Raw genomic sequence first — 25,960 nt, forward strand, 5'->3', positions numbered from 1 at the left:
GCAAAGAAGTTAGATGGGGGGGCGGGCTGCCCGTAAAATCCCGATTGGTGAAAGCTGATAATAAGTGGGGGATGAACAAAACCCCCCTACTTATTAAAGTTTCACTTTATAATCATCACCGGGCATTTCACTCGTTTTGCTATTTTGTGACTTACACTACCAAGTACCATTTCTTGCAGTGTATTTAACCCTCTACTTCCAGCAATAACAAGGTCAATATCCCCTGTATTTACATATTGAACGAGCGTATCTCCAGGATCACCATGTAGAATCGTAATTTTGTAGGAAATGTTCTCTTTCTTTAATAAACCCTCAATCTCTTTTAATTTATCTTTTCGACTAGCTGATATTGTTTCTAAATCCGTTTGTCCTTGTATAATATCTGATTTTGCCGTTCTATTATCTACTACGTATACAACTTCAACATGTGTTTCTTCGTTAAATTTCGCAATATATGTTGCATGCTCAGCTGCTCGAAGTGCATGTTCAGAACCGTCACATGCTAATATAATTTGTTTGTACATATGCTGAATCCCCTTTTCGTTATCCTATCCGTATTATATAATAAAGCCCCCTAAAAAGGAGGCTTCTAACTAGCAATTCTCTTATTATAGGTAGCTAAATTTGAAACAATCTTCGAGCTTAGTTCATTTAACCCTGTGATCCTTACTTTCACACCGCTTTGTTCATACTTCATTATAACTTTATCAATTGCTGCTACTGCTGAATCATCCCATACATGTGCATGAGTAAAGTTCAGCTCAATTTCTTTTGCATCTTCATTATATGAAAAAGCATTTATAAAATCTGCCGTAGATGCGAAGAATAGTTGGCCGTGAATTTCATATATTTTCTTATTTTCAATATACAAATGTTTCACGTGAATCTTTGCCATATTGAACGCAAATAAAACCGCGCTAATTACTGTTCCAATAATTACACCTAATCCTAAATTATGTGTGATTAAGACAATTACAACTGTTACGATCATAACAAATGCGTTTCCTTTCGGTACTTTATGAAGCGTTTTTACAGAGTTCCAATCAAAAGTCCCAATCGAAACCATAATCATAACAGCAACTAAAGCAGCCATTGGAATATGAACAACGTAATCACCTAAAACAAATAGCAATACGATTAAAAAACCACCGGCTACAAACGTCGATAATCTCCCGCGACCACCTGATTTAATATTAATAACAGATTGTCCAATCATTGCACATCCTGCCATTCCTCCGAAGAAACCAGCAACAACGTTTTCAATACCTTGCCCACATGCTTCCTTATGTTTATTACTTTCCGTATGTGTCATATCGTCTAAAACCGAAGCTGTTAATAATAACTCTAGTAAACCGATAATTGCAAGCATAACTGAGTACGGTAAAATAATACGTAATGTCTCAAGTGTAAACGGCACATCAGGAATACTAAAGAACGGTAATTCTTTCGGTAAGCTTCCCATATCCCCTACTGTTTTCAACTGTAATCCGCTCATAAGTGCAATACTTGTCACAATGATAATTGAAATAAGTGTAGACGGTACAGCCGTCGTAATACGTGGAAATACATATATAATTGCAAGTCCTAAGGCGACAAGTGCATACATTTGCCAAGTTGCATTTTTAAAATGCGGCAATTGCGCTGTAAAAACTAAAATTCCAAGTGAATTTAAAAAACCACTCATAACGGATTTAGGAACAAACTTCATAAATGAGCTCAGTTTGAACACTCCAAAAATAATTTGAACAATACCTGTTACTATTGTCGCAGCAAATAAATATTGTAAACCGTGATCTTTAACGAGCGTCACCATTAATAATGCCATTGCACCTGTTGCAGCTAAAATCATCCCAGTTCTTCCGCCAACAAACGAAATTGTAACCGCAATACAAAAGGCAGCGTACAATCCCACCGTCGGATCTACGCTATCGCTTCAGGAATTAACGCTAAAGCAACGACAATTCCTGATAGTACGTCCCCTTTCACATTGGAGAACCATTCATTTTTTATAGTTTGAAACAAAGTAACACTCCTCTACTCTTTTATCCCGCATTAACGGGCAGTAAGACCCCCACCTCAACATTCAGCGGAAGCAAAGAAGTTAGGTGGGGATCAACTGCCCATAAAAGCCCGATTGGTGAGGGCTGATAATCAGCGGGGGATGAACAAAACCCCCACTGATTAAAGTTTCACTTTATCATTTGATTTTCTCCATAAGAAAACCTAAGCCGACTGCACGCAGGCTATTATATAACGGGTAGAGGATTTTTTGCTATGTAAAAGTTTCCTAAAAAAAGACGCTACCTTAGCAGCGCCTTTGCTCATTTTACCCCGCATTAACGGGCAGTAAGACCCCACCTCAAAATTCAGCGAAAGCAAAGATGTTAGGTGGAGATCAACTGCCCGTAAAAGCCCGATTGGTGAGGGCTGATAATCAATGGGGGAGGAACAACCCCCCCCCCCACTGATTAAAGTTTCACTTTATTAATGTCCACCGTGACCTTGACCACTTTCTTGCACAATCTCTAACCTCTCATCCAATATACCTTGTGTTTCAAATGAAATATCACTAGTACTTCCTAATAAGAAGCCGTGGTTATACGGTCCAAGTGTTGGGTCATCTTTAAACTTCGGTTGAATACTAGCAAGGAAGTCATAAACTGGTTGTGAAGCTTTTCCTTCCTCAAGCAAAACAACAGGGGCGTGTTTACCCATATGTGAAAACGGCGCTCCCGCAATTGCTAAGTCTGGTGTTTTACTCGAAACAAACGACAAACCGTGGCCTGGTTTTGTGAACCCCCAGCCAAATTTCGTTTTTTCATCTTTAAATTTCGCAAACGCAACCGAATTTTCTGTTGGCGTCTCCCCACTAATACGTGTTACTTTTCCGTATTTGCTTAGCTCTTTTTCTACTTCTTTTGAAATGATTTTTTCTGGTCCTAATACATATATATTGGCTTTATCTTTTCTCATCTTTAACGACTCAATTGTCGCTTCTGGCACCGTTTCTTTTTCTACATATAATAGAGGTTCTGGCATATGAGAAATCCAGTTTACAGCCGGTGTTGTATATAAACGCCCTTCCTCTTCAGACGAACCGACGATAACGCTATTTGGATAGCTTCCTGTTATATCGGCGTATTCTTTATCAACATCTTTTGCAAATGTAGCTGGATCTGTTTCTTTTATTTGTTTTACTTTATAATCTTTTAATTGTTCAAGCGTGCTAACGCCTACATCCCCCATAACCATAATTTGTGTTCCATCTTTCGTTCCGAGCGGATTTAATCGTTTTATTTCTTTTAACGTCATTTCAGGTACTTTTTCTTTTTCTATAAATAAAATCGGTCCGTTATTCGGATGATGAATAAGATCCGCACTTGCAATACCTAATTGCCACTCGTTCACTGGCACTAAAATAACAGCACCTGGCTGATTCTCTTTATGAGTTGCCGGCCATATTGTTTGCGAAGTTAATACTGCCATTTGCAAAGGATCATTTGTATTTAATCTCGTTACATTTTTTAAACTTGTCGTTAATAAATCATTCGATGCACCTTGATTCATTTCTTTCGGCGCAGTTACTTTCTGATTCATTTTCATTTCCTTTTTCTCTGTTTTCTTCTCTTCTGTAGATTCATGATTTTTATGATCTGTATTCGTTTGTCCGCATGCCGCAAGACCGACTGCTGCAATTATTGTTATCCCAAAAATTCGGATCATCTTTTTCACTATATCGCCCCCGTAATTGTTTTCGAACCAATCTTATTACCTAAAATGGAATTTCAACTTTACAATAACAAGCAATTCTGAAGAAATTATGCAGATGCATTATAATCTGCACCATTTCTTCATGATTTTGACTTACAATTTAAATAATAACTACAAATGCGGAGGTACTCTATGATTGATATACTACTCGTAGACGATGAACCGAGAATGCTTGAATTATTAACACTTTATCTTACTCCAATCGGATATAACTGCGTATGTGCAGTGTCCGGAGAAGAAGCTATTTCACATATAGAAAATCGAAATTTCAAATTTATTTTACTCGATATTATGATGCCAAAGATGGATGGATGGGAAACGTGCAAAAGAATTCGATCATTTAGTAACGTTCCTATCATTATGGTAACTGCCCGTGATCAAACGGTAGATGTCATCCAAGGGTTAAAACTTGGCGCAGATGATTACGTGACGAAACCATTCCACGAAGAGGAGCTTTTCGCAAGAATTGAAGCTGTTTTAAGACGAACGAATCAACGTACGCAAATCCAATATCACGGCATTTTATGGGATGAGGCAAAGCACTTCGTTTCTGTCCATAATGAAGAACTTCTTCTCACTCCAATCGAATTCTCTTTACTCGGATTATTTTTACGTCATATGAACTACGTATTAAGCCGTGATCAGCTCATTGAACGAATTTGGGGGTTAAATACAAATACAGAAGATAGAACAGTCGATTCACATATTCGTAATTTACGTGACAAATTACGAAAAGTAAATTTCCCCATTGATCACCATTTAAAAACTGTTTACGGAGTAGGATATCGATGGATTGATACCCTAGATTAAGGAGCAAAACGATGAAGCGAATTTCTATTCAACTCGGATTTTATTTTCTAATTGTTACACTTTTAATCGAAAGTGTTCTATTTGTCTTGCTCTATTATAGCCTTGTGAACACTAGAGTAAATGAAGAAATGACTGCTTTATTAAAGCGTGGAAATAGTCACCGAGATGTCCTTGAAAAGTATTTTGATAAGCAAACAATCTCCCATGTTGCTTTAATGGAATCCGAAGCTGAAACAACTGTTATTATTACAAATGCAAATAAGGAAGTGCTAGCAAAATCCAATGAAATAAATACTACTATAAAAAAGCATATTGAAGGAATGCAAACACGAACAGATCATGATGGAGCGATTATAGAGAATCATTGGAAAACATCTAATTACATATGTACAGTTAGCCCAATTGTAGTGGCAGGAAAAACGGAAGGCTATGTATATATGTTTCTCGGGACGGAATCAATCGAAAAAATGGTTAACGGGCTAACAAGACAATTCATTATCGCCGGAGTCATTACTTTCCTATTAACAGCTATCACCATTTTTCTATTGTCACGTTTATTAACAAAACCATTGTTACACATGAAACAAGCGACTGAAAAAATGAGTAAGGGGGATTTATCGGTTTCATTAACGACTACTCGAAATGACGAAATTGGTGAACTAGCAGAATCCATCCAAACTCTCGCAAATGATTTACATTATATGAAAACTGAAAGAAGTGAATTTCTAGCAAGTGTTGCTCATGAATTAAGAACACCTTTAACGTACGTAAGAGGTTATGCTGACATTGCATTAAAAGAAAGTACACCTCCTGAGCAACGTTTACGATACTTATCCATTATAAAAGACGAATCTGATTATATTACAAACTTAGTTCAAGATTTATTTTCACTCGCTCAAATGGAAAAACATAACTTTTTTATTCAAGTAAAGGAAGTGCATTTACACACCTTCCTTACTCGCATAACCGAAAAAGTAAACGCGATGTATAAGGAAAGACACATTACAGTTTCTTTCACTTGTCCTCCTTCACTGTTAGTAAACTTGGATGAACAGCGATTCGAACAAGTTGTAGTGAACATTTTAAATAACGCTTACAGGCATTCAAAAGAACATTCTTATATCAATATTTCTGTTACAGAAGAAGATAAACATATTTCCATCAAAATTGAGGATGAGGGAGAAGGTATTCCCCCAGAAGACCTTCCTCACATTTTCGACCGCTTTTACCGGGTTGATAAAGCGCGCTCCAGAGCTACAGGTGGAACTGGTTTAGGACTCTCCATCGTAAAGGAAATTGTAGAACTACACGGCGAAAATATTACTGCAACAAGTGAAGTTGGTCATGGATCTTGCTTTACGATTTCATTACCAGCTACATAAAAACACGACTATACATCAATAGTCGTGTTTTCTTATCCTTTAGGACTTTACTTTATAATATAGATTTACGAATTGGCCAAAACGTTTCGTATCCGTTAAAGTTAAATGAATTTCCGGGTTCTTTTCTTTAAATAACGGAATACCAGAACCTAATATATGCGGTGTAATCGTAACAACATATTCATCAATTAGATTATTCTTAAAAAATTCTCTCAGTAGACTCCCTCCGCCGACCATCCATATTTTAGAGCCTTCCTGCGATTTCAACCTTTTCGTAAACTCCACTACATCTTCATTTACAAACTCTACATGTCCGTTTGAACCTTTTTCTGAATTAGAAAACACGTAACATTTTTTATCTAAGTATGGGAATGTTTCTGTATGCTCTACCACATAATCATACGTTCTCTTCCCCATAATTATCGTATCAATCGTTTTGTACATTTCTGTATAACCGTTGTCTCCCTCTCCTTCGGTTTCCATTAACCACTGTAAATCATCATCTTCTTTCGCAATATATCCATCCAAACTAGCTGCAATAAATAAAACTATTTCACGTGACATATCTTTTCCTCCTTGCATCTCATCTTGATAAAGTGAAACTTTAATCAGTGGGGGGTCTGTTCATCCCCCACTGATTATTAGTTGAACCAATCGGGCGTTTACGGGCAGTAGATCTCCCACCTAACTTCCTTGCCCCAGCCAAATTTTGAGGTGGAGTCTTATTGCCCGTTAATGCGGGATAACATATGATGTAAACAATATACTAACAATAAAACATGACAATTTATGTCATGTTAAAAAGAAAAAAGGTGATACATTTGTCAAAAGCTAAACGCTTATTAGATATTCTTATATTTGCTTCTGCGAAAAAAACATTTACAGCGCAAGAAATAGCTGATGAATTTAATATTTCCGTTCGTACTGTCCATAGATACATTTTAGATTTAAGTGATATGGGGTTACCTATTTATGCTGAACAAGGTCGTAACGGAGGATATAAAGTATTAACGAATAGAGTCATTCCGCCTATTTTATTTACCGAAGAAGAAGCGGTTTCTATCTTTTTTGCTTTTCAATCTTTAAACTACTACCGAGACTTGCCTTTTAATACAGAAATTAATTCTGTTACCCATAAACTGTATAGCTCTCTACAAAATGATGCGAAAGCGAAAGTTGATAAAATACGTTCTTATATTGCTTTTTGGAATCCGAAGAGAACAATTGATACACCACTTTTAAAAGAAGTGTTAACGACGGCTATTGAAAATAAAAATTTACACTTTCAATACGAATCTAAATCAGGGATCAAAACAAAGCATGTTCATCCTATCGGTGTATATGCGCATGATGGTTTATGGTATTTGCCATCCTATGACTTTAATAGAAACAAAGTATTACTGTATCGCGTCGATCGTATTCTCTCCATATTATCAATGGAAGAAAATAAAGATACGTTCATGAATTTAGAAGAGTGGTTTATCTCTAACTCTAACGTAGTACACAGTCCTACTCAGTTACATGTTTTACTGACAACAGAAGGTGTACGCCAATGTAAAAGCGTTCCTTACCTAGAAGAGCTCGTTGTAATAAACGAAGACGGGACAGGATATATACATTCAACAATTGATAAAGGTGAAATTAACTTTATTACTCCTTTATTTTATAGACTTGGAAAAGATGCACGAGTTTTAGGACCGAGAGAATTGATAGATGGTTTGCGTATACGCGCGAAAGAAATTTTACATATGTATGAAGACGAAAAAAGCTGCTAAATATAAGCAGCTTTTCGGTTCAGTTGTTCCTATTGTTTTTACTATTGACGAATATCAAACCACCAACGATGTTTCGCATTCATATTTTCAGTGTCGCCAGTCCCTCTGTAATTGAAAGCATCCAAAAAGATTGAATCTAGTTTATCCTCATCTACAAAATAACCTAGGTTAACCTTTACCGTTTGTCCTGGTGTGATACTGCCAATATTGTAAAAGCTTTTTCCATCTCCGTGGGGTTCTAAATAATCAACTTCGCCCGTCATAATATTTCTTTCTGCAACTCCATTTTTTCCAGCGTACTTCCATGCATTCCCTTCAAATTTAAGCTGTTTTATGGATGGATGCATATAGATTTCTTCTGTCGCCTGTTTACCAATGTTTTTCACTGTTGTTGTCAAGTAGACAAATTTAGGCTGAACTAATTTTGACTCTACTAATTGATCAATTGAATCTTTACCATTTCCAATTTTATATTTATCCCGTCTATATGGTATCAATTGTCCTGCTTGATCCAAAGCTTGATTCTCGCTTAGTCTCCCTAATCCCGTTTCATTAAAGTTTTCTTGCTTAAAATCTTTGATTGAATCAAAAACTTCAACTTTTTCTATCACATATTCAATTTTGCTGTTATCCATGATAATCGTTACTGGAACCTTTTGTCCTATATGAAATAGTCGTTTACTATCTTCTTTCAAAGGAATCACCTTAGTTTTTTTAGGTTCATCTCCTTCGCTAAAACGATTTTTATCATAATCTGTTGTATCTGATGCCTTTTCTTTTGACGTAGGCTCAAGTGAAATGTTCTCTAACACATCCATCATTTGTTCTTCGTTTATATCTGATCCAATAAAACTTTCTAACATAATCCCCTCTTTCTCAAAAAAGAGAAAGACCTCTCTGTTAAACGCTAAATTGTTGTTTCCATTTTCTTTATTGACAATCACTGCTTTCTTGCCATTTATCTCTTTCTCTTCGTAGCTTTTTGAGTACAGCGTTTTAAAATTCGAATCTTTTCCTACTCTCCAAAGAATGAATGAAAATCCACCCTTTGCATAGTTATCTTTAAATGAATATTTCATAGCAGTGTCATCAATTGCTTCCATATTTTCTGGCAATTTACCAACCTTCAACTTATACCACTTATCAGTCTTTTTCGATTCCTTATTTGTTACTGAAACATTTACTTCGTAATTTTGTTTTTGGACAATCATATTATAGACTTTTACTGCACCAAAAACGGTTGTCGGCATGCCAATCAATAAGCAGGCAGCAGCGATTAACATACGATGTCTTTTACGCTTTTTCTGTGGTCGCTCGCCCTTCAGCTTAATCTCCTCCATAAACAATTTCTTTTTGCGCGTATATGTATGTGAAAATTCATGTTGTTCTTCAAGTGTATCAAAATCATCTAAAGCAATATTTTCAGCAAGGTCATACATTTCTTTGGAGTTCTTTGAATTCGTCATTTTGTATACCTCCTATAATACTTTGTACTCGTTTTCGAGCGCGCTCAAATTGCTTGCGGACGTTAGCCTCTGTTATCCCCATTACATTTGAAATTTCTTGATACGTTAAGTTATAGAAGACTTTGTACTTAAACACCTGTCTGTTCGATTCATTTAACTCTTTTAGCAATGTATCAATTTGAACCTCAGACATTTTACGTTTTTCCCACTCTTCAATATTTTCATCTACTGCTTCTGTTGATTCTCTTTCATATTCTTCTAAAAATGTTTCATGTCGTTTATTTTTCCGATAACTATCAATCGCCTTGTTTTTCGCGACCCTCAAAATGTAGCGTTTAAGCTCTTCAGTGCTCAAGCTATGGAGCTTTTCCAAGTTCTTATAAAGAGTAATAAACGTCTCTTGAACCGCATCTTCAGCCTGCTGAATATTATTTAAAATAGAATAAGCTACATAATAAATTTTTTGTTCATACAACTCGTATAGCTCTTCCATCTTTTCATAATCATTGTTTGTAACTTTCATATAATTCCTCCTCTCACTCTATATAACGAATGAGCGCTATACTTTGTGACACTGCAAAATCTTTTTATAGATAAAATTTAATAATAGAATAAACAAAGCTCAATTTCTCTATTGTAACTGATAATTGAGCTTTTGTTTATTGTAATTTTCCTGACTGCCCCATTAAAAACAACTCTCTTACGCCTTTTCAGTAAGTAGCATTTGCTCTATCGCTTCTTTTAACAAATTCTGTGTCTCTTCAAAGCTATAATTCTTCCACTCTCCCGGTTGTACCGTATAAAACTCAGCAAATGAACACTCTTTGTATCTCGGTACAACATGCATATGATAATGCCTTAATCGCTTTTGCAATAATCTTAGAAGCATCCATAATCGCTTTTGCTACACAATCATCTAATTCATCTACTTCTACAACATGCTGCTTTGGAACGATTAAAGTATGTCCTGCATAGAAAGGTGCATGATCTAAAAAAACAAGTTATATAATCGTCTTCATATAGTTTCCGCTTCGTTTGCTAGTTTAAGTTTACACCCTAAACAGTCCATCATGGTTCCTCCTCTTTCAAAAACAAAAAAACGTGAGCGCCCTATTCTCACGTTTTTCTGTTTCACTTTACCCCGCATTAACGGGCAGTAAGACTCCTACCTCAAAATTCTGCTATAAAGCAATGAAGTTAGGTAGGAGATCAACTGCCCGTAAAAGCCCGATTGGTTCAACTAATAATCAGTGGGGATAAACACCCCCACTGATTAAAGTTTCACTTTACTAATTCAATTGTTTCTGTAACTTTTATACTATCCTTTACAGATTGAACGATCGTACAGTTTTTCACCGCAAGTTGCAGTGCCTTGTCTAATTGCTCTTCTGTAATGTTCTCTGCTTTAATTTTATAGTGCAAATGAACACTTTCAACTGGTTTTGATAAAGCTTCACTTCTCCCAATTTCAGTTTCAATTGTAAACGTATCGTATGTAATACGTTTCTTTTCTAAAATTGTTCGGAAGACAATTGCACTACATCCTGCGATAGAAGAAATGAGTAATTGTAACGGTGAATACCCGTTTTCTTTTCCAATCGCTAATTGACCATACGATAAATCTGCTTCTATATCATCGTGTTTGATTGTTAGTTTCATTTGTTTTTTCCATCTCCACTTTCATCGGTTTCTGTCGCTTCTTACTCATATAATAATATATGTAGCAGAAAATGATAAATGGAATACCACAATATAAAGCCATTCGTTGTTCTGGAATAAACGCTAAACTAATAACAACGATACTATTTGTAATTAAAGCTAAAATCGGAACAATCGGGTATAGTGGTGTTCTATACTTTAAGTCCTCTAATTTTCCTCCGCCTTTTATATACTGACTTCTAAAGCGAAGTTGCGATAAAGCAATAATGATCCAACTTGAAACAGCCGATAAGCCAGCTATAGATAATAAGTACATATATACTGTATCTTCTGCAAGGAAGCTTGTTAATAAAGATAATGCCGCAACAGCAATCGTTACGACTAACGCTGTAATTGGAATACCACGTTTATTTACTTTCTTGAAAGAAGTTGGTGCCATTCCTTCATTTGCAAGTGACCATAGTATACGCGTTGCTGCATATAATCCTGAGTTCGCTACAGATAATAAAGCAGTAATAATAACGAAGTTCATAATATCAGCTGCATATGGAATACCGATTTTATCAAATACAACTACGAATGGACTTTCAATTACTCCTGCTTCTTTCCAAGAAATTAATCCTACTAAAATTGTCATTGTTAAGATGAAAAATAACATAATACGCCATACTGTATTACGAATCGCGCGTGGAATTGTTTTTTCAGGATTCTGACTCTCTCCTGCTGCAATCCCGATTAACTCTGTTCCTTGGAACGAGAAGTTAACTGTAATCATCGTAAGTAGTACCGCTGCTAGTCCATTCGGGAATAATCCGCCATCACTTACAAAGTTAGAGAAAAGAGGTGCTGCTTCTTTTCCATCGTATGGTAAAAATCCTAGCAATGCACTACCACCAAGAACAACAAATGCAAGAATTGTAACTACTTTAATACTAGAGAACCAAAACTCTAATTCAGCATAACTCTTCGCTGATATTGCGTTTGAAGCATATAAAATAACCCCGAATACGAGACACCATACCCAAACATCAACATTCGGAAACCATCTTTTCATCATTAAACCGATCGATGTTAATTCTAATCCTACTGTTACTGCCCATCCAATCCAATATAGCCAACCGATCATAAATCCAGTTCCTGGTCCAATAAACTTCGTCGCATACTTTTGGAAAGATCCTGAAACTGGCATTGCTACCGTTAGCTCTCCAAGACAAAGCATTGTTAAATACATAATAAATCCGCCCACTAAATATGAAAGGATGGCTCCCCCTGGTCCAGCCTGATTAATGGTGTAACCTGAACCTAGAAAAAAACCAGTTCCGATTACACCACCTAGTGCGATCATAAATAAATGTCTACTCTTCATCGTACGATGTAATTGTTCATTCGTTGTTTGCTGCATCTTAATCCTCCCCTACAAGTACCCCTATATCTTGTTAAAATTTTCTGATAATAAAAATATACACGAAAGCGATTACAATTTCTATATAAAATTAAAACTTTTCTGATAAAATAATATAAAAAATCGAATTATCGCGAGATTTAGATTCTAATTAGAGGAAAATAAGGATAAACAAGGAAAAACCCTTACATATATTGTAAGAGCTAATGAAGTTCTAATCTTCTCGATAAAATTGATAAACTATAATTTACGATAAAGTACATACAAGCTACTACTATAAACGTTGGAATCATATAATTTACATTCTGCCCGCTAATAATTTGAGCATTATGCATAAGCTCTGGCAGTGATATACCAACTGCTAATGATGTATCTTTCAGCAATGAAATAAACTGACTGACAAGCGGCGGGACCATTCTCCTTAATGCTTGTGGCAAAATAATATGCCAAAGCGCTTGAACATACGTTAATCCTGAAGATCTTGCGGCCTCAATCTGCCCTTTTTCAATCGATAATAGACCACTTCGAACAATTTCAGATATCATTGCTGCTTCAAATATTGTTAAAGCAACAATTACAGCTGTTATAATTTCTAATTTCAATCCTACTTCTGGAAGTGCAAAATATGTGAAAAATATAATCAAAAGTAGTGGTAAATTTCGAATTACTTCAACGATAATTCCTAATACTTGTGAGACGACAGGTATTTTCATGTAGCGCAATATCCCTATTACACTACCGATAATAAAACTAAGTACAATCGCTACAAGAGCGACTTCTAGCGTGATAAGCAATCCTTTTAATAAAAAGAGTATATGATCTCCTGTAATAGCACCTTGAAAATCCATCTACACCCCCTCCTTTGCCAAGCGTCTTTCCAAATAACGCACCAGCATACTTAGCGGAATTGTTAATACTAAATAAAACATCCCCACAAATATATATACATCAAACGTAACAAACGTCTTCGTTGAAATTAAGTCTCCTTGATACATTAAATCTGTTCCAGCAATAATTCCGAGTATTGAAGAGTTTTTTACTAAATTGAGAAATTGATTTCCTAGAGGAGGAATTACGATTTTCATCGCTTGAGGTAAGACGACATAATACATCGCTTGCGTATAAGTTAATCCTGAAGAACGTGCTGCTTCCATTTGACCTTTCGCGACTGATAAAATACCAGCACGAATTACTTCCGCAATAAAAGCCGCTGTATAAACTGTAAGCGCAACTGTCCCTGCTACAAAACCGTTGAAAGTAATTCCTATTACCGGCAAAGCAAAATAAAAAATGAATGCAATTAATACGAGTGGAATATTTCTAACAAACTCTACATAAGCAGAGCCACTCCAATTTAAAATACGAATAGGTGAAATTCGCATCACTGCTATAACAATCCCTAAAATAAAACTTCCTATTAGCGCAACTATACTAGACATCACCGTATATTTAAATCCATCTAAATACATATCAATATTATTCGTCAAAATAGAAAAGTCAGGCACATATTCCCCCCTCTTTCTTTATAAGAAGAGGATGAGTATCCCTCACCCTCTCATTCTTACTTTTTATTCCGATCAGTTTCACTTTATTTTTCTTGCTTTTGACCGATCCATTTTTCATACAATTTATCGTATTCTCCATTCGCATTCATATCTTTTAGTAAACTATTAATCTCTTTCGTTAAATCGTCTGCACCTTTTTGCACTGCAATTCCATACGGTTCATCCGTAAATTTTTTCCCTACAACTTCATAATTAGAATCTTGTTTTGCCATTCCATAAAGAATTGCATTATCTGTCGTTAAAACATCGCCCTTACCTGCTTTTAACGCTGTAAATGCTTCACTGTAATTTTCAAATTCTAATACTGTTGCTTCTGGTGATTTTTGACGAATGTTATTTGTAGATGTTGAGCCTTTTACAGCCAATACTTTAACGCCTTGCTTCACATCATCAATACTTTTAATATTGCTTCCTTTTTTCACAAGTAACGATTGCCCCGCTTTAAAATATACGTCTGAAAAATCCACTTCTTTTTTACGCTCTTCCGTAATTGTCATTGTAGCAATAATGGCATCAATATCACCATTTTTCAGCATCGGAATACGTGTTTTAGATGTTACTTCTTTCAGCTCTAGTTTCTTTTCATCACCAAGAATTTTTTTCGCAAGCGCCTTCGCGATATCAATATCAAATCCTTCTACCTGCCCTGTTGAAGGGTTTTTCAATCCAAATAAATTCGTATCATTCTTCACCCCAACTACTAACTTCCCGCGCTTCTTAATTTGTTCAACAGCTCCGCCCTGCTTCGTATTCGTTTCTTTCGCCTCGTCTTTTTTACCTCCGCATCCAGCAACAATAAGCACGAATAAACATGAGAATACGATTAGGGTAAACAACTTTTTCATCTTAATCATGAAATTCCTCCTTTAATGATTTAATACCCGGCTTAAAAATAGACGTGCTCTTTCTTGTTCAGGATTTGCAAAAAATTGTGCTGGTGTTGTATCTTCGATAATTTGACCGTCATCCATAAATAAAATTCTATCTGCTACCTCGCGTGCAAATCCCATCTCATGTGTGACGACGACCATCGTCATTCCTTCTTTAGCCAGCGCTTTCATAACATCAAGCACTTCTCCGATCATCTCTGGATCAAGAGCGGACGTAGGCTCATCAAATAGCATAATTTCCGGTTGCATCGCGAGCCCTCTAGCAATAGCTACCCTTTGCTGTTGACCTCCGGATAATTGATGGGGATATACACCCGCCTTCTCCGGGATTCCCACTTTCTCTAAATAAAACATCGCTGTTTTCTCTGCTTCTTCTTTGGAAATTTTATTTACTTTAATTGGTGCTAGTGTAATATTCTGCAGAACTGTTTTATGTGGGTATAAGTAAAAATGCTGGAAGACCATACCAATATTTCGGCGTAATTCATTCATATCTGTTTTTTTATTGTGTACGTCTGTATTTTGTACAATTAATTCTCCATCGGTAATCGCCTCTAACTGATTTATACACCGAAGCAATGTACTTTTTCCTGATCCTGAAGGACCAACAACTACTACCACTTCACCTTTTTTCACTTGCACATTAATATTTTTCAAAACTTGGAAGTTACCATAATATTTATTTACATTACGAAACTCTATCAACATACTCCCCCCTTCCCCTAAACAAAGCATGTACATTCTTTTTATATTCAAAAATAGGCAAAAAAATAACTTTCAGCTTCATTTTGTCCATAAAAAAGAGCAAAGGGATTTCCCTTTGCTCCTTCATTTCTATTCTCTTAAGATACTTCTTCTTTCTTGTCTTTCCCGTATTCATGCTCCCAGAAATCAGCATTTTTAATTCCTAATTTTTGCGGATCGAATACTGGATCTTTTCCTTCTTTTTTCTGCTTTTCATAATCCTTTAATGCAATCAATGCCGGCTTTTGTAATAATAGAATCGCAATAATGTTAACCCATGCCATAATTCCTACACCAATATCTCCTAAGGCCCACGCTGTTGCTGCTGTTTTTACGCAACCGTAGAATACAACTCCTAAGAATACAAACTTTAGTACGATAGACATCCAAGGGCGGTCTTTATCACGATTTAAGTAAGCGATATTCGTTTCTGCAATGTAGTAATAAGCCATAATTGTTGTAAATGCGAAGAATAGTAGAGAGATTGCCACGAAACCGTTTCCAAATCCAGGGAAAACAGATTCTACCGCAGCCTGTGTATAACCAGGACCTGGTTGTGCACCATTTAATTTATTGACGATAAAGTTTTTTCCGCTTGCATCAAATACGTTATACATGCCTGTAATAATCATCATAAATGCTGTTGCTGAACAAACAAATAATGTATCAATGTAAACGGAAAATGCTTGTACTAATCCTTGTTTAGCTGGATGTGATACTTCAGCCGCTGCTGCTGCATGGGCCCCAGTTCCTTGCCCTGCTTCGTTTGAATAAATACCACGTTTTACACCCCAAGAAATTGCTAAACCGATAATCCCGCCAAAAGCCGCTTCTAATGCAAATGCACTTTTTAAAATTAACATGAAAGCATCTGGTAATTTTTCAATATTCATAGCTACAATTACACAAGCTACTAAAATATAACCAAGCGCCATAAATGGAACTACAACTTGCGCTACGTTAACAATTCGCTTAACTCCACCAAAAATAATAAGTGCTAATGCCGCTACTAATACCGCTCCAGATACAGAAGTATTAATACCGAAAGCTGTTTCCAAACTTACAGCAATACTATTCGCCTGAACACCCGGTAACAGCATCCCCGTTGCAAGAATTGTCGCTGCAACGAACACTAATGCATACCATTTAACCCCTAGTCCTTTTTCAATGTAGTAAGCCGGACCTCCGCGGAATTGTCCTTGATGCTTCGTCTTATATATTTGTGCAAGTGTCGATTCTACATAAGCAGAACCTGCTCCTAGAAAAGCTACCGCCCACATCCAAAAGACAGCTCCTGGACCACCGAATGCAACCGCTGTGGCTACTCCAGCTATATTCCCTGTTCCAACGCGTCCTGATAAAGAAAGTGCTAACGCCTGGAATGAAGAAACACCAGCGTCTGATTTTTCTCCTTGAAATGTAAGCTTCACCATTTCTCCTACATGCCTTACTTGTAAAAACCTCGTTCGAATGGAAAAATATAGACCTGCTCCTAAACATAAATAGACAAGTGCCGGACTCCAAACAATATTATTTATCCAACTTACGATAGCTTCCAACATTCCTCCCCCTTTTTATAAAGAATATTCAGAATATACATAAAATTATATAATGTATACCGAATCTATGACAATATTATTTTAATAAAACAAACATATTTTTGTATAAAAAAACAAAGTATATATTTATTTTACATACTTTGTTTCGATATGAATGTATTATATATTCACAATTGCTTCCCTCTTTATAATTCTTTCATAGAGTTGTTCTGCTAATTCTCGGAAATGATCTGGCATATCTTTCCCTTTAAACTTCTTTTGAAGCGTACCGTATAAACCAATATCACGTAGACGTAAAAATAACGGTAACGCTTCATACCAACTATCCGCTAGCCTGTGCTCATATTCATAACCCTTTCTTAGCACCTGCAACTGTTTACGAGCAAATTCTGTCTTCTCCTCCACTGTCCATGGTGTAAAAAGAACAGAGTAATAAAGAACCATTGCCAAATCATGAATAAAGTAATTATAGGCCGCATCATCAAAATCAAAGATTGTTAGCCCTTTTCCGTCATAATGAAAATTCCCTGGATGAATATCGCCATGCATAAGGCCGAATGTTTCTCTTTTAACCGGAAGAGCATTTATTTCCTCCATTAATACAGTGGCAATCCCTTTCACCTTCTCATCTTCTAATTCATTAACAATGCTACTTTCGTCCTCTTCCCACGTATCACGGTAGTCTGTTTTAGGGTAATTCATTGTAAGACGATGCAGTTGTCCAATCGCTTTTCCCCACGCTTCAAAGTAAGCATCTCCCCAATAAGGCGATTCTTCTCCTTTTACTCGCTCACCTTTTGCATATGTAAATAGGGAAGCAAAAAAGAAAGTGCCATCTTCCGCTCCGATTTCTTCTACAAGATTTTGAGATATTGAATTACGAGGTCCCGCCACTTTCGCCCCATGCTCCGCAACATACCGTAAAAAATCTAGTTCAGCCTCTACCGCTTTTTTAGACCGATGAGAAGAATGAGTTAAGCGTAATACGTAATCTTCATTATTTTTATCCTTCGCCTTAAAAATATAATTCTCAAAATCACCAAGTGGCTTTTCTTCCACCGTTACATGATATGCCTTTGCTGCTCTTGCTAAAATCTCTTTTGTAAAAACGCGTTCTACAGCTATTTCCATATGTATCCCTCCTATATCTCTTCTTAATTCGACATAAATGTGAGAAGTACTGCTATGAAGTTAAATAGTGCATGGGCAATCATAGCAGATAAAATGGAATTTGTTTTCTCATATAACCACGCGAATGCTACTCCGCTTAAAAAATTCACCGGTAATGTGTTGTATGTTGGAATATGAACAACGGTAAATATTATGGAACTTATAAGTACGCCGCCCCATATGCCATATCTCTCACGAAAAAACATATAAAAAGCACCTCGATATAAAATCTCTTCGTAGATTGGAGATATAACCGCCGCTCCAATTACCGCGATACAAAATGCGTAGAATGATTTATTATTTTGGACCGTCTCTGTTTTACTATTTTCAAAGGAAATACCCATTTTCTCCATTATCATTAATACAGCAACACTAACTATAATTAAGAAAATACCCACTACAACTGTCCATAAGAAATCTTTCCATGAAAGCTTCCGAATTCCAATATCTTTCCACGACAGTTTATATCTTTTTATGCAAAAAAGATAAACTAAAAATGTAAATATCACTGCCATTATAAGTCCCATTAATACTCCAGCATATAATGAGTTCCCTATTATTTTTAAAGCATAATCATAAAAAAGAGATTCAACCGTTACTGGAACAATAATGAATACAAACATAAATAAATATAAAATTTCTTTCCATCCCCACATATACTTTAAAGTCATCTACACCATCCCCTACATCCTATTTTCTTTAGTATAAAAGACGACGTAACGTAACTTTCAAGCTACTTTTTCAAATAATCCAAGCATAAATTTCTTATAAAAAACAAAAATTAACAGAAGGAATTTTATTCTAAAAGAGGTGGAATTTATGACACAACACGAAGAACAGCAAGAAAGCAAGAACCAAAAGCATATGTTTCCATCACTTCCGGAAAACGTTAATTATATTGAAAATAAACTTTGCCACTCGGATGATATAAAAAAATTAGATATCCCTTTTCAAAACGGAAAAGGAACCATTATATATATCGAATCTTTAGCAGATCCAAATTTAATTCATCAATTAGCTCTTGAGCCTTTATTAACGCGGTCGGATTTGGCTTTAGATAAAGCTTTTTCTACATTAAATATGAAAAAAGAAACGAATTTAAATTATGGGGTACAGCTTTTATTACAAGGAAAATCATTATATTTTCATGAACACGTCGATAGCTTTTGTATTTTCGAAACAGCTCTATCTTTAAAAAGAGATATAACAGAGCCGGATAATGAAGGCATTGTACGTGGACCACATACCGGTTTTGTAGAAGATTTAGCAACCAATTTAGCTTCTATTCGTAAACTCATAAAAAGTCCAAGTGTCGTCGTTAAATATTTCACACTTGGTGAAGAAATGCACACGAAAGTGGCAATTGCTTATATTCAAAATATAGCTAATGACGATCTCGTTGCAGAAGTAAAAAGAAGATTAGAAATGATTAAGACAGACGCACTCATGCCACCAGGCTACATACAGGAATTTATAGAAGATACATCTTTCTCACCATTCCCGCAGCAATTAAATACAGAGCGCCCAGATAGAGTGGCTGCCAATTTAATGGAGGGGCGAGTTGCTATTTTATCTGACGGAGATCCAACAGCTCTTATCGTTCCTGTTACATTATTCGCTTTTTATCAATCACCTGATGACTATAATAATCGCTGGATTGTCGGTTCTTTCGTGCGAATGATTCGCTTAGTAAGTTTTTTAATTGCCTTTCTCTTACCAGCTATATATATCGCAACTGTCGCTTTTCATCCTGATGTGTTGCCACTCGAACTCGTTTATACAATTAAAGCTTCATTAGAAAAAGTGCCACTTCCTCCTATTTTTGAAGCTCTCTTAATGGAATTGATCTTCGAATTATTGCGCGAAGCTGGTATTCGTCTGCCGAGCCGCGTTGGACAAACAATCGGTATTGTAGGTGGTTTAGTAATTGGGGATGCGATCGTAAAAGCCGGCCTCGTTTCTTACACAATGATTATCGTTGTAGCTTTAACTGCAATTGCATCTTTTCTCGTTCCATCAAACGACATGAGCTCAGCAGTTCGAATTCTTCGTTTTCCGTTAATGATTCTCGCTGCTCTATTTGGCTATGTAGGAATTTCTTTCGGTTTAATTATTACTTTCGTTCATTTATGTCAGCTGCATTCTTTTCATACACCATACCTTTCACCCATTGCACCCATGCGTATAAAAGATATGAAAGACTCTTTTGTAAGACTTCCTATTTGGTCATTTTGGGAACGCCCCCATGATCCAAAGCCGAAAAAAATGCAAAGACAACATGTAACACGAGAGGATGAGAACGGTGACAAACACGCAAAGTAAGGTTTCACTCACTCAATTTACCTTCTTCGTTGTTCAGTGCCAAATTGGTGTAGGTATACTCTCTCTTCCTAATCGTCTTCATCCAATTGCGAAAGGAGCTGGATGGATTTCTACACTTATAGCTGGGATAGCTATTCAAATTATCATTTTACTTATGTGGTTTTTATTAAAGAGATTTCCCGATAAAACTATATATGAAATTGTTTGTACAATGTTTGGAAATAAGCTCGGGAAACTATTCGGTTTTTCTTATATTGTCTACTTTATCATCATCGGGATGACTGTTATGTTAAATGCTTGTAATGTCATTAAAGTATGGATTTTACAAGCAACGCCTTGGTCTGCGATTCTAATTTTATTTACAGTTACATGTGCTTATTTAGCTTATAACACATTCAAAGTCATTGTACGATTTTACGTCATGGCCTCTATCCTCATTATTCCGATGGCCTTCTTAATTGCGCTCGGATTAACACGTGCTGATTTTTCATATATTTTCCCGCTCACAGAAGCTGGATGGTGGAATATTATTCAAGCATCAAAAGAAACCATTACAGCAATGTATGGCTTTGAAATTATCCTTATCGCCTATCCAAAAGTAAATGGGACTCCTGCCGGAAGACTAAAAGCAATTTCTATCGCTAACGGGTTAGTAACAATATTTTATGCTTTTACAGTCTGGATTTGTTTTATCGTATTTAGTCCGAAACAAGTTGAACTTATTCCTGAACCAGTTGCTTATTTACTACGCTCTCTACATATTGGAATCATAGACCGGACTGATTTACTATTCATACCAATATGGATGATAACAGTTGTGGCTTCTATTGCTAGTTATTATTGTGCTGCTTCAATCGGAATTGGACATATATTCAATCTTGCTAATCATAAAAAAGCTGTTCCAATCGTTGGTATTATTGCTTTTAGTGTAGCCTTATTTATAGATACACCTGAAGAATTAAAAGTAATTGCAACTTTCACTGATAAGTTCACCTATATTTTCATAGTTGTCCTCCCTCTTTTATTTCTACTTTATTCAGTAATAAGAAATAAGAAAGGAGAGCAATATGTTCAAAAAAAGAATTAAATTACTTTTTGTATTATGTGCTAGTTCATTCCTTTCTGGCTGTTGGGATCAAGAACCATTAAGAGAGGCAAGATTAGCTTATAGTATTGGATATGATATTACAGAAGAAAATAAACTTCAGCAAACGATTGAGCTCGTAAAAAGTTCAAGCGGAGAGCAGTCTTCATTCGAGAATGAAGTACATTCAGCAACCGGACATAACATAAGAGATACAAGCGATGCACTAAAAAAAAATGTAACTGGGAATATCCGTTACTTTAAATACGGTGTTCAATTATTAGGAACAAAAATCCAACAAAAAGGTATACTACCCTATTTAGATGTCAGCTTTCGAGACCCAACAAACCCAACTGCTTTAGTGAAGCTTATTTCAGTAGATGGTGATACATCCGAGATACTCGAAAAGAAGAAAGTAGGGAATTTACTGATTGGAGATTTTCTAAAGAAAAAAGTGAAAAGCTTAGAAGATATGAGTGTGTTTCCAAAAGAAACTTTAGAAACAGCTGCTACAAAAATGTTAGATCCGGGTAAAGATTTCACTCTCCCTTCTATAAAAATAAAAGGAAAAGAAGTTATTACAGACGGGTTAGCTTTATTTAATAAAGACAAATTAACTGGACATTTACCCTTGAAACAAGCTGTTTTATTCGTGTTATTAAACGGAAAAATGGGAACAAGTGCCCGTATAACCCAAAAACTTACTAGTGATGAATCAGAGAAGACATCTGATTATTTAACAATGGAAGTGAGCAATCAGAAATTAAAACGAGACTTAAAAATAACAACAGATAAAAAAGGAAATGTTTATGCTCACATTAAGCTTCAACTAAAAATTATAGCGCTTGAAGCTCCAAGGGATAATCTTTATAAAATGGGTGAAAGAGAAAAGCTAAATAGAGAATTATCGAAACAACTTACGAAAGAAGCTAAACAAATAACGAAAAAGCTACAAAAAGCAAATTGTGATGCTTTCGGTATCGGAAGACACCTTATCGCTTATCATCCTGATTTATGGAAGAAAAAAAATTGGAATAAAGATTATGCAAAAGTGAAATTTAAGCCCGAAGTAGAAGTAAGCATTTTATATAGTGGTGTCTTAAAATAAAAGGTTGTATGCCACTTGGGCATACAACCTTTTATTTCGTATATCGATATACAATTGATTCATATGGTCTTAAATTAAGATTTGTAATATCCTTGCTTGAATCTTTATAATTTGACAATAATACTTCTTGTTTCATTCCATCTAATTGAACATTACCTGGTACAGAATATGTTATTTCTTCTCCATAGAAGTTATTTATAACAAGTAATACTTCATTGTCTACAGTACGTGTATACGCCCAGATCTTAGGATGATTTCCATCTAAAACATCATATTTTCCGTCTGTAATTATATCGTATTTTTTTCTAAGTTCAATTAACTTTTTATAATGATAAAATACAGATTCTTTATCTTCTAATGCCTTCTCTACGTTTATTTCTTTAAAGTTTTCAGCCACTGAAATCCAAGGTATACTTGTTGTAAAACCGCTATTCACCTCTTCATTCCACTGCATCGGAGTACGTGAATTATCACGAGATTTTTGTTTTAAAATCCCTATAATCTCTTCTTTTGACAATCCTTCTTCTAGCTTTATATCATATATATTTAACGATTCCACATCACGATATTGCTCGATGGACTCGAATTTAGGATTCGTCATACCGATTTCTTCCCCTTGATAAATGTAAGGTGTTCCTTGCAGCATGTGCATAGCTGTCGCTAACATTTTCGCAGATTCATTTCGGTACTTCCCATCATCACCGAAGCGTGACACGATGCGAGGCTGGTCATGATTACACCAGAATAATGCATTCCATCCCCCGCCCTTTTGCATTTCAATTTGCCAGTTAGACATAATTTCTTTTAATTTCATAAAATCAAAATCAGCTTTCGTCCACTTATCACCATTCGGATAATCTACTTTCAAATGATGGAAACTAAACGTCATACTCAGTTCATTGCGCTCAGGGTTTGAGTATTTAATACAATTATCAATTGTCGTCGATGACATTTCTCCAACTGTAATTACCTCTTTCCCTTCAAATACATTTCGATTCATCTCTTGTAAATATTCATGAACACGCGGACCATCCGTATAATATTTACGTCCATCACTTATCGCAGTACTTCCGTCATCGCTTAAGAAACGTTGGTCTTTTGAAATTAAGTTAATAACATCAAGGCGGAATCCAGTTACCCCTTTATCAAGCCAAAAGCGCATCATATCATACACTTCTTCACGAAGCTTTTCATTTTCCCAATTTAAATCAGCTTGTGTCTCATCAAATAGATGTAAAAAATATTGCTCTGTCTTCTCATCATATTTCCAAGCAGATCCACCAAACTTAGACTGCCAATTATTTTTTTCATCACGCCAAATGTAATAATTGCGATATGGACTATTTTTATCTTCTTTCGCTTCTTTAAACCACTTATGCTCCGTCGAACTATGGTTTACAACGATATCAAGCATAATTTCAATGTCACGTTCTTTCGCTTTTTCTAGAAGCTTTTCAAACTCTTCCATCGTTCCGTAAGATGGATCAATGCTATAATAATCACTTACATCGTACCCATTATCATTTTGTGGTGATTGGTATATCGGTGTTAACCAAATATAATCCACTCCGAGTTCTTTTAAATAATCTAGTTTCTCTGTAACCCCTTTTATATCACCGGTTTCTTTATTGTAATAACTATTAAAGCTCTTCGGATAAATTTGATAGACTACACTTTTATGCCAATCCTTCATGTTTAACTTCCTCCTACTTCTGTTTAACTCTTTTAGCAAATAACCATGTTAACGTAAATGGGATTACAACTGCGATAATCATTCCTACAATAAACATTGGAATCGATTTCGGAATGATAGAAATAAATGCTGGCAATCCGCCAATTCCGATAGCAGGTGCTAATACACCATTTAATGTAATGAATATCGCTGCCACAGCAGATCCTATAATTGCTGCATAAAACGGAAACTTATTTCGTAAATTCACACCAAACATCGCCGGCTCTGTAATACCGAAATACGCTGAAATTGCTGATGTCGACGCCATACTTTTATCATTTTGATTTTTAGAAATCCAGAACATTGCAAGTGCCGCACTTCCTTGCGCAATGTTAGAAAGAGCAATCATCGGCCAAATAAATGTACCACCGTGCTGTGCAATTAATTGTAAGTCAATCGCAATAAACATATGATGCATGCCTGTAATTACAAGCGGTGCATATAATGCTCCAAATAATACTGCTCCAACTACTGGTACTGTTTCATATACGCCCACTAATCCAGCTGTTAATAAATCTCCAATATGACGTGTAACTGGACCAATAATTCCTAATGCTAACACACCTGTTACAACGATTGTTGTAATTGGTACAACTAATAATTGAATTGCATTTGGTACATGTTTCTTTAAGAAAATCTCTACTTTACTCAATACAAACGCTGCTACTAACACCGGTAAAATTTGACCTTGATATCCTACCTTTTCAATTTGGAACAATCCTAAAATATTGAAGTACTCAATCTTTTGACCTTCTAAGCCAGTCGCTGCTTTTCCATAATCCCAGGCGTTTAATAAGGCTGGATGCACAAGCATTAAGCCCATAACAATACCTAGTATTGGACTACCACCAAAACGCTTCGTTGCTGACCAACCGACAAGTGCTGGTAAGAATACAAATGCTGTATTGGCCATCATATTAATTAAATCCCAAAGCCCGCCTAAATTCGGATAAACATCTAATAAATTTTTACCATCAAAAAATAAGTCCTTTGCTCCTAATAAATTGTTAATCCCCATTAGTAAACCAGCTGTTACGATCGCTGGTAATATCGGCATAAATACATCTGAAAATACTTTTACAAACTTTTGAGCTGGATTTAACTTTTGATTTCCAGAATCTTTCACGTCAGCCACTGTCGCTTCCTTCATACCTGCAAGCGTTATCAATTCAGCGTAAACACGATCTACGTCCCCTGGGCCAATTACAATTTGAAATATCCCAGCATTATGAAACGCTCCCTTTACTAATGAAACAGACTGTAATTTATCATTATCTATTTTACTTTCATCTTTTAAAGCGATACGGAGCCTCGTTACACAGTGCGCAGCTTGTTCAATGTTGTCTTTCCCACCAATATACTGCAACACTTCCTCTGCTGTTTTACGATAGTCTTTCCCCATATTCCCGTCCCTCTTTTCTTTTTTTGATACCGTTTACACTTACATATTAACTCATATATATAAGTTAGTCAACACTCGTATATACGAGTTGATGATTTTTTTATAAAAAAAAGATGAAA

At 35.8% G+C, this 25,960-nt stretch carries 21 protein-coding genes and 3 pseudogenes; 6 read left to right on the forward strand and 18 right to left on the reverse strand.

Annotated features, from left to right (window positions below):
* Positions 1–101: 101 nt before the first annotated feature.
* From CDB3_RS20940 to CDB3_RS20950, 3 genes and pseudogenes are all read right to left on the reverse strand, one after another.
* Entirely contained in the window at positions 102–524 is a 423-nt protein-coding gene (locus CDB3_RS20940; protein WP_128855809.1) for a universal stress protein, read from the reverse strand.
* Positions 525–589: 65 nt separating this feature from the next.
* Positions 590–2,022 (reverse strand): annotated as a pseudogene (locus CDB3_RS20945) (SulP family inorganic anion transporter).
* 462 nt (positions 2,023–2,484) lie between these two features.
* Complete coding sequence (locus tag CDB3_RS20950; RefSeq protein WP_128855810.1) at positions 2,485–3,732, reverse strand: cell wall-binding repeat-containing protein; 1,248 nt, start codon at positions 3,730–3,732, stop codon at positions 2,485–2,487.
* Between the two features lie 171 nt (positions 3,733–3,903).
* Between CDB3_RS20950 and CDB3_RS20955 the strand changes: the two genes are divergently transcribed.
* Positions 3,904–4,581: a response regulator transcription factor gene (locus tag CDB3_RS20955; protein WP_128855811.1), complete on the forward strand. Its 678-nt coding sequence runs from the start codon at positions 3,904–3,906 to the stop codon at positions 4,579–4,581.
* Between the two features lie 11 nt (positions 4,582–4,592).
* A complete protein-coding gene (locus CDB3_RS20960; RefSeq protein WP_128855812.1) occupies positions 4,593–5,963 on the forward strand; it encodes a sensor histidine kinase in 1,371 nt (456 codons plus the stop codon).
* A gap of 39 nt (positions 5,964–6,002) precedes the next feature.
* Here CDB3_RS20960 and CDB3_RS20965 read toward each other — a convergent pair whose 3' ends face one another.
* Positions 6,003–6,527 carry a dihydrofolate reductase family protein gene (locus CDB3_RS20965; protein WP_128855813.1) on the reverse strand — a complete coding sequence of 175 codons (525 nt, stop codon included), beginning with the start codon at positions 6,525–6,527 and terminating at the stop codon, positions 6,003–6,005.
* A gap of 215 nt (positions 6,528–6,742) precedes the next feature.
* On the opposite strand from CDB3_RS20965, the gene CDB3_RS20970 reads away from it, so the two are divergent.
* On the forward strand, positions 6,743–7,738 hold the full coding sequence (locus CDB3_RS20970) for a helix-turn-helix transcriptional regulator (RefSeq protein WP_179139726.1): 996 nt from the start codon (positions 6,743–6,745) through the stop codon (positions 7,736–7,738).
* 41 nt (positions 7,739–7,779) lie between these two features.
* On the opposite strand, the gene CDB3_RS20975 is transcribed toward CDB3_RS20970, so the two are convergent.
* The 12 genes and pseudogenes from CDB3_RS20975 to CDB3_RS21030 form a co-directional block, all read right to left on the reverse strand.
* The gene (locus CDB3_RS20975; protein WP_128855815.1) at positions 7,780–9,204 is read right to left on the reverse strand and encodes a DUF4367 domain-containing protein; all 1,425 of its coding nucleotides are present in this window, start codon (positions 9,202–9,204) and stop codon (positions 7,780–7,782) included.
* Positions 9,170–9,727: an RNA polymerase sigma factor gene (locus CDB3_RS20980; RefSeq protein ID WP_128855816.1), complete on the reverse strand. Its 558-nt coding sequence runs from the start codon at positions 9,725–9,727 to the stop codon at positions 9,170–9,172. Before CDB3_RS20980 ends, CDB3_RS20975 begins: the two co-directional genes overlap by 35 nt.
* 177 nt (positions 9,728–9,904) lie before the next feature.
* Positions 9,905–10,273 (reverse strand): annotated as a pseudogene (locus tag CDB3_RS20985) (HIT family protein).
* 212 nt (positions 10,274–10,485) lie between these two features.
* Positions 10,486–10,863: an OsmC family protein gene (locus CDB3_RS20990; RefSeq protein ID WP_128855817.1), complete on the reverse strand. Its 378-nt coding sequence runs from the start codon at positions 10,861–10,863 to the stop codon at positions 10,486–10,488.
* Positions 10,838–12,265 (reverse strand): amino acid permease, encoded by a 1,428-nt coding sequence (locus CDB3_RS20995; RefSeq protein ID WP_128855818.1) that lies wholly within the window; start codon positions 12,263–12,265, stop codon positions 10,838–10,840. The genes CDB3_RS20990 and CDB3_RS20995 overlap by 26 nt, the downstream gene beginning before the upstream one ends.
* A gap of 203 nt (positions 12,266–12,468) precedes the next feature.
* The gene (locus CDB3_RS21000; protein WP_128855819.1) at positions 12,469–13,113 is read right to left on the reverse strand and encodes an amino acid ABC transporter permease; all 645 of its coding nucleotides are present in this window, start codon (positions 13,111–13,113) and stop codon (positions 12,469–12,471) included.
* Positions 13,114–13,770, reverse strand: coding sequence for an amino acid ABC transporter permease (locus tag CDB3_RS21005; RefSeq protein ID WP_128855820.1), 657 nt, complete (start codon positions 13,768–13,770; stop codon positions 13,114–13,116). It abuts the gene before it with no gap.
* Positions 13,771–13,853: 83 nt separating this feature from the next.
* Positions 13,854–14,684 (reverse strand): glutamine ABC transporter substrate-binding protein GlnH, encoded by an 831-nt coding sequence (glnH, locus tag CDB3_RS21010; RefSeq protein ID WP_128855821.1) that lies wholly within the window; start codon positions 14,682–14,684, stop codon positions 13,854–13,856.
* Positions 14,685–14,696: 12 nt separating this feature from the next.
* Positions 14,697–15,618, reverse strand: a pseudogene (locus CDB3_RS21015) (amino acid ABC transporter ATP-binding protein).
* The gene (locus tag CDB3_RS21020; protein ID WP_128855851.1) at positions 15,563–17,023 is read right to left on the reverse strand and encodes an alanine/glycine:cation symporter family protein; all 1,461 of its coding nucleotides are present in this window, start codon (positions 17,021–17,023) and stop codon (positions 15,563–15,565) included. The pseudogene CDB3_RS21015 and the gene CDB3_RS21020 overlap by 56 nt, the downstream one beginning before the upstream one ends.
* A 159-nt stretch (positions 17,024–17,182) precedes the next feature.
* Entirely contained in the window at positions 17,183–18,154 is a 972-nt protein-coding gene (locus CDB3_RS21025; protein ID WP_128855822.1) for a phosphotransferase enzyme family protein, read from the reverse strand.
* Between the two features lie 23 nt (positions 18,155–18,177).
* Complete coding sequence (locus CDB3_RS21030; protein ID WP_128855823.1) at positions 18,178–18,864, reverse strand: CPBP family intramembrane glutamic endopeptidase; 687 nt, start codon at positions 18,862–18,864, stop codon at positions 18,178–18,180.
* Positions 18,865–19,012: 148 nt separating this feature from the next.
* Between CDB3_RS21030 and gerKA the strand changes: the two genes are divergently transcribed.
* The 3 genes from gerKA to CDB3_RS21045 are packed head-to-tail and all read left to right on the forward strand — an operon-like array spanning position 19,013 to position 22,707.
* The gene (gerKA, locus tag CDB3_RS21035) at positions 19,013–20,515 is read left to right on the forward strand and encodes a spore germination protein GerKA (RefSeq protein ID WP_128855824.1); all 1,503 of its coding nucleotides are present in this window, start codon (positions 19,013–19,015) and stop codon (positions 20,513–20,515) included.
* Positions 20,496–21,602 (forward strand): GerAB/ArcD/ProY family transporter, encoded by a 1,107-nt coding sequence (locus tag CDB3_RS21040; protein WP_128855825.1) that lies wholly within the window; start codon positions 20,496–20,498, stop codon positions 21,600–21,602. Before gerKA ends, CDB3_RS21040 begins: the two co-directional genes overlap by 20 nt.
* Positions 21,583–22,707 carry a Ger(x)C family spore germination protein gene (locus tag CDB3_RS21045; protein ID WP_128855826.1) on the forward strand — a complete coding sequence of 375 codons (1,125 nt, stop codon included), beginning with the start codon at positions 21,583–21,585 and terminating at the stop codon, positions 22,705–22,707. The genes CDB3_RS21040 and CDB3_RS21045 overlap by 20 nt, the downstream gene beginning before the upstream one ends.
* 31 nt (positions 22,708–22,738) lie before the next feature.
* On the opposite strand, the gene treC is transcribed toward CDB3_RS21045, so the two are convergent.
* Entirely contained in the window at positions 22,739–24,400 is a 1,662-nt protein-coding gene (treC, locus tag CDB3_RS21050; protein WP_128855827.1) for an alpha,alpha-phosphotrehalase, read from the reverse strand.
* Positions 24,401–24,413: 13 nt separating this feature from the next.
* On the reverse strand, positions 24,414–25,841 hold the full coding sequence (treP, locus tag CDB3_RS21055) for a PTS system trehalose-specific EIIBC component (protein WP_000513928.1): 1,428 nt from the start codon (positions 25,839–25,841) through the stop codon (positions 24,414–24,416).
* Positions 25,842–25,960: the final 119 nt, after the last annotated feature.

Origin of the sequence: Bacillus sp. CDB3 (assembly GCF_002081505.1) — a bacterium.
Classification (GTDB): Bacteria; Bacillota; Bacilli; order Bacillales; family Bacillaceae_G; genus Bacillus_A; species Bacillus_A cereus_AT.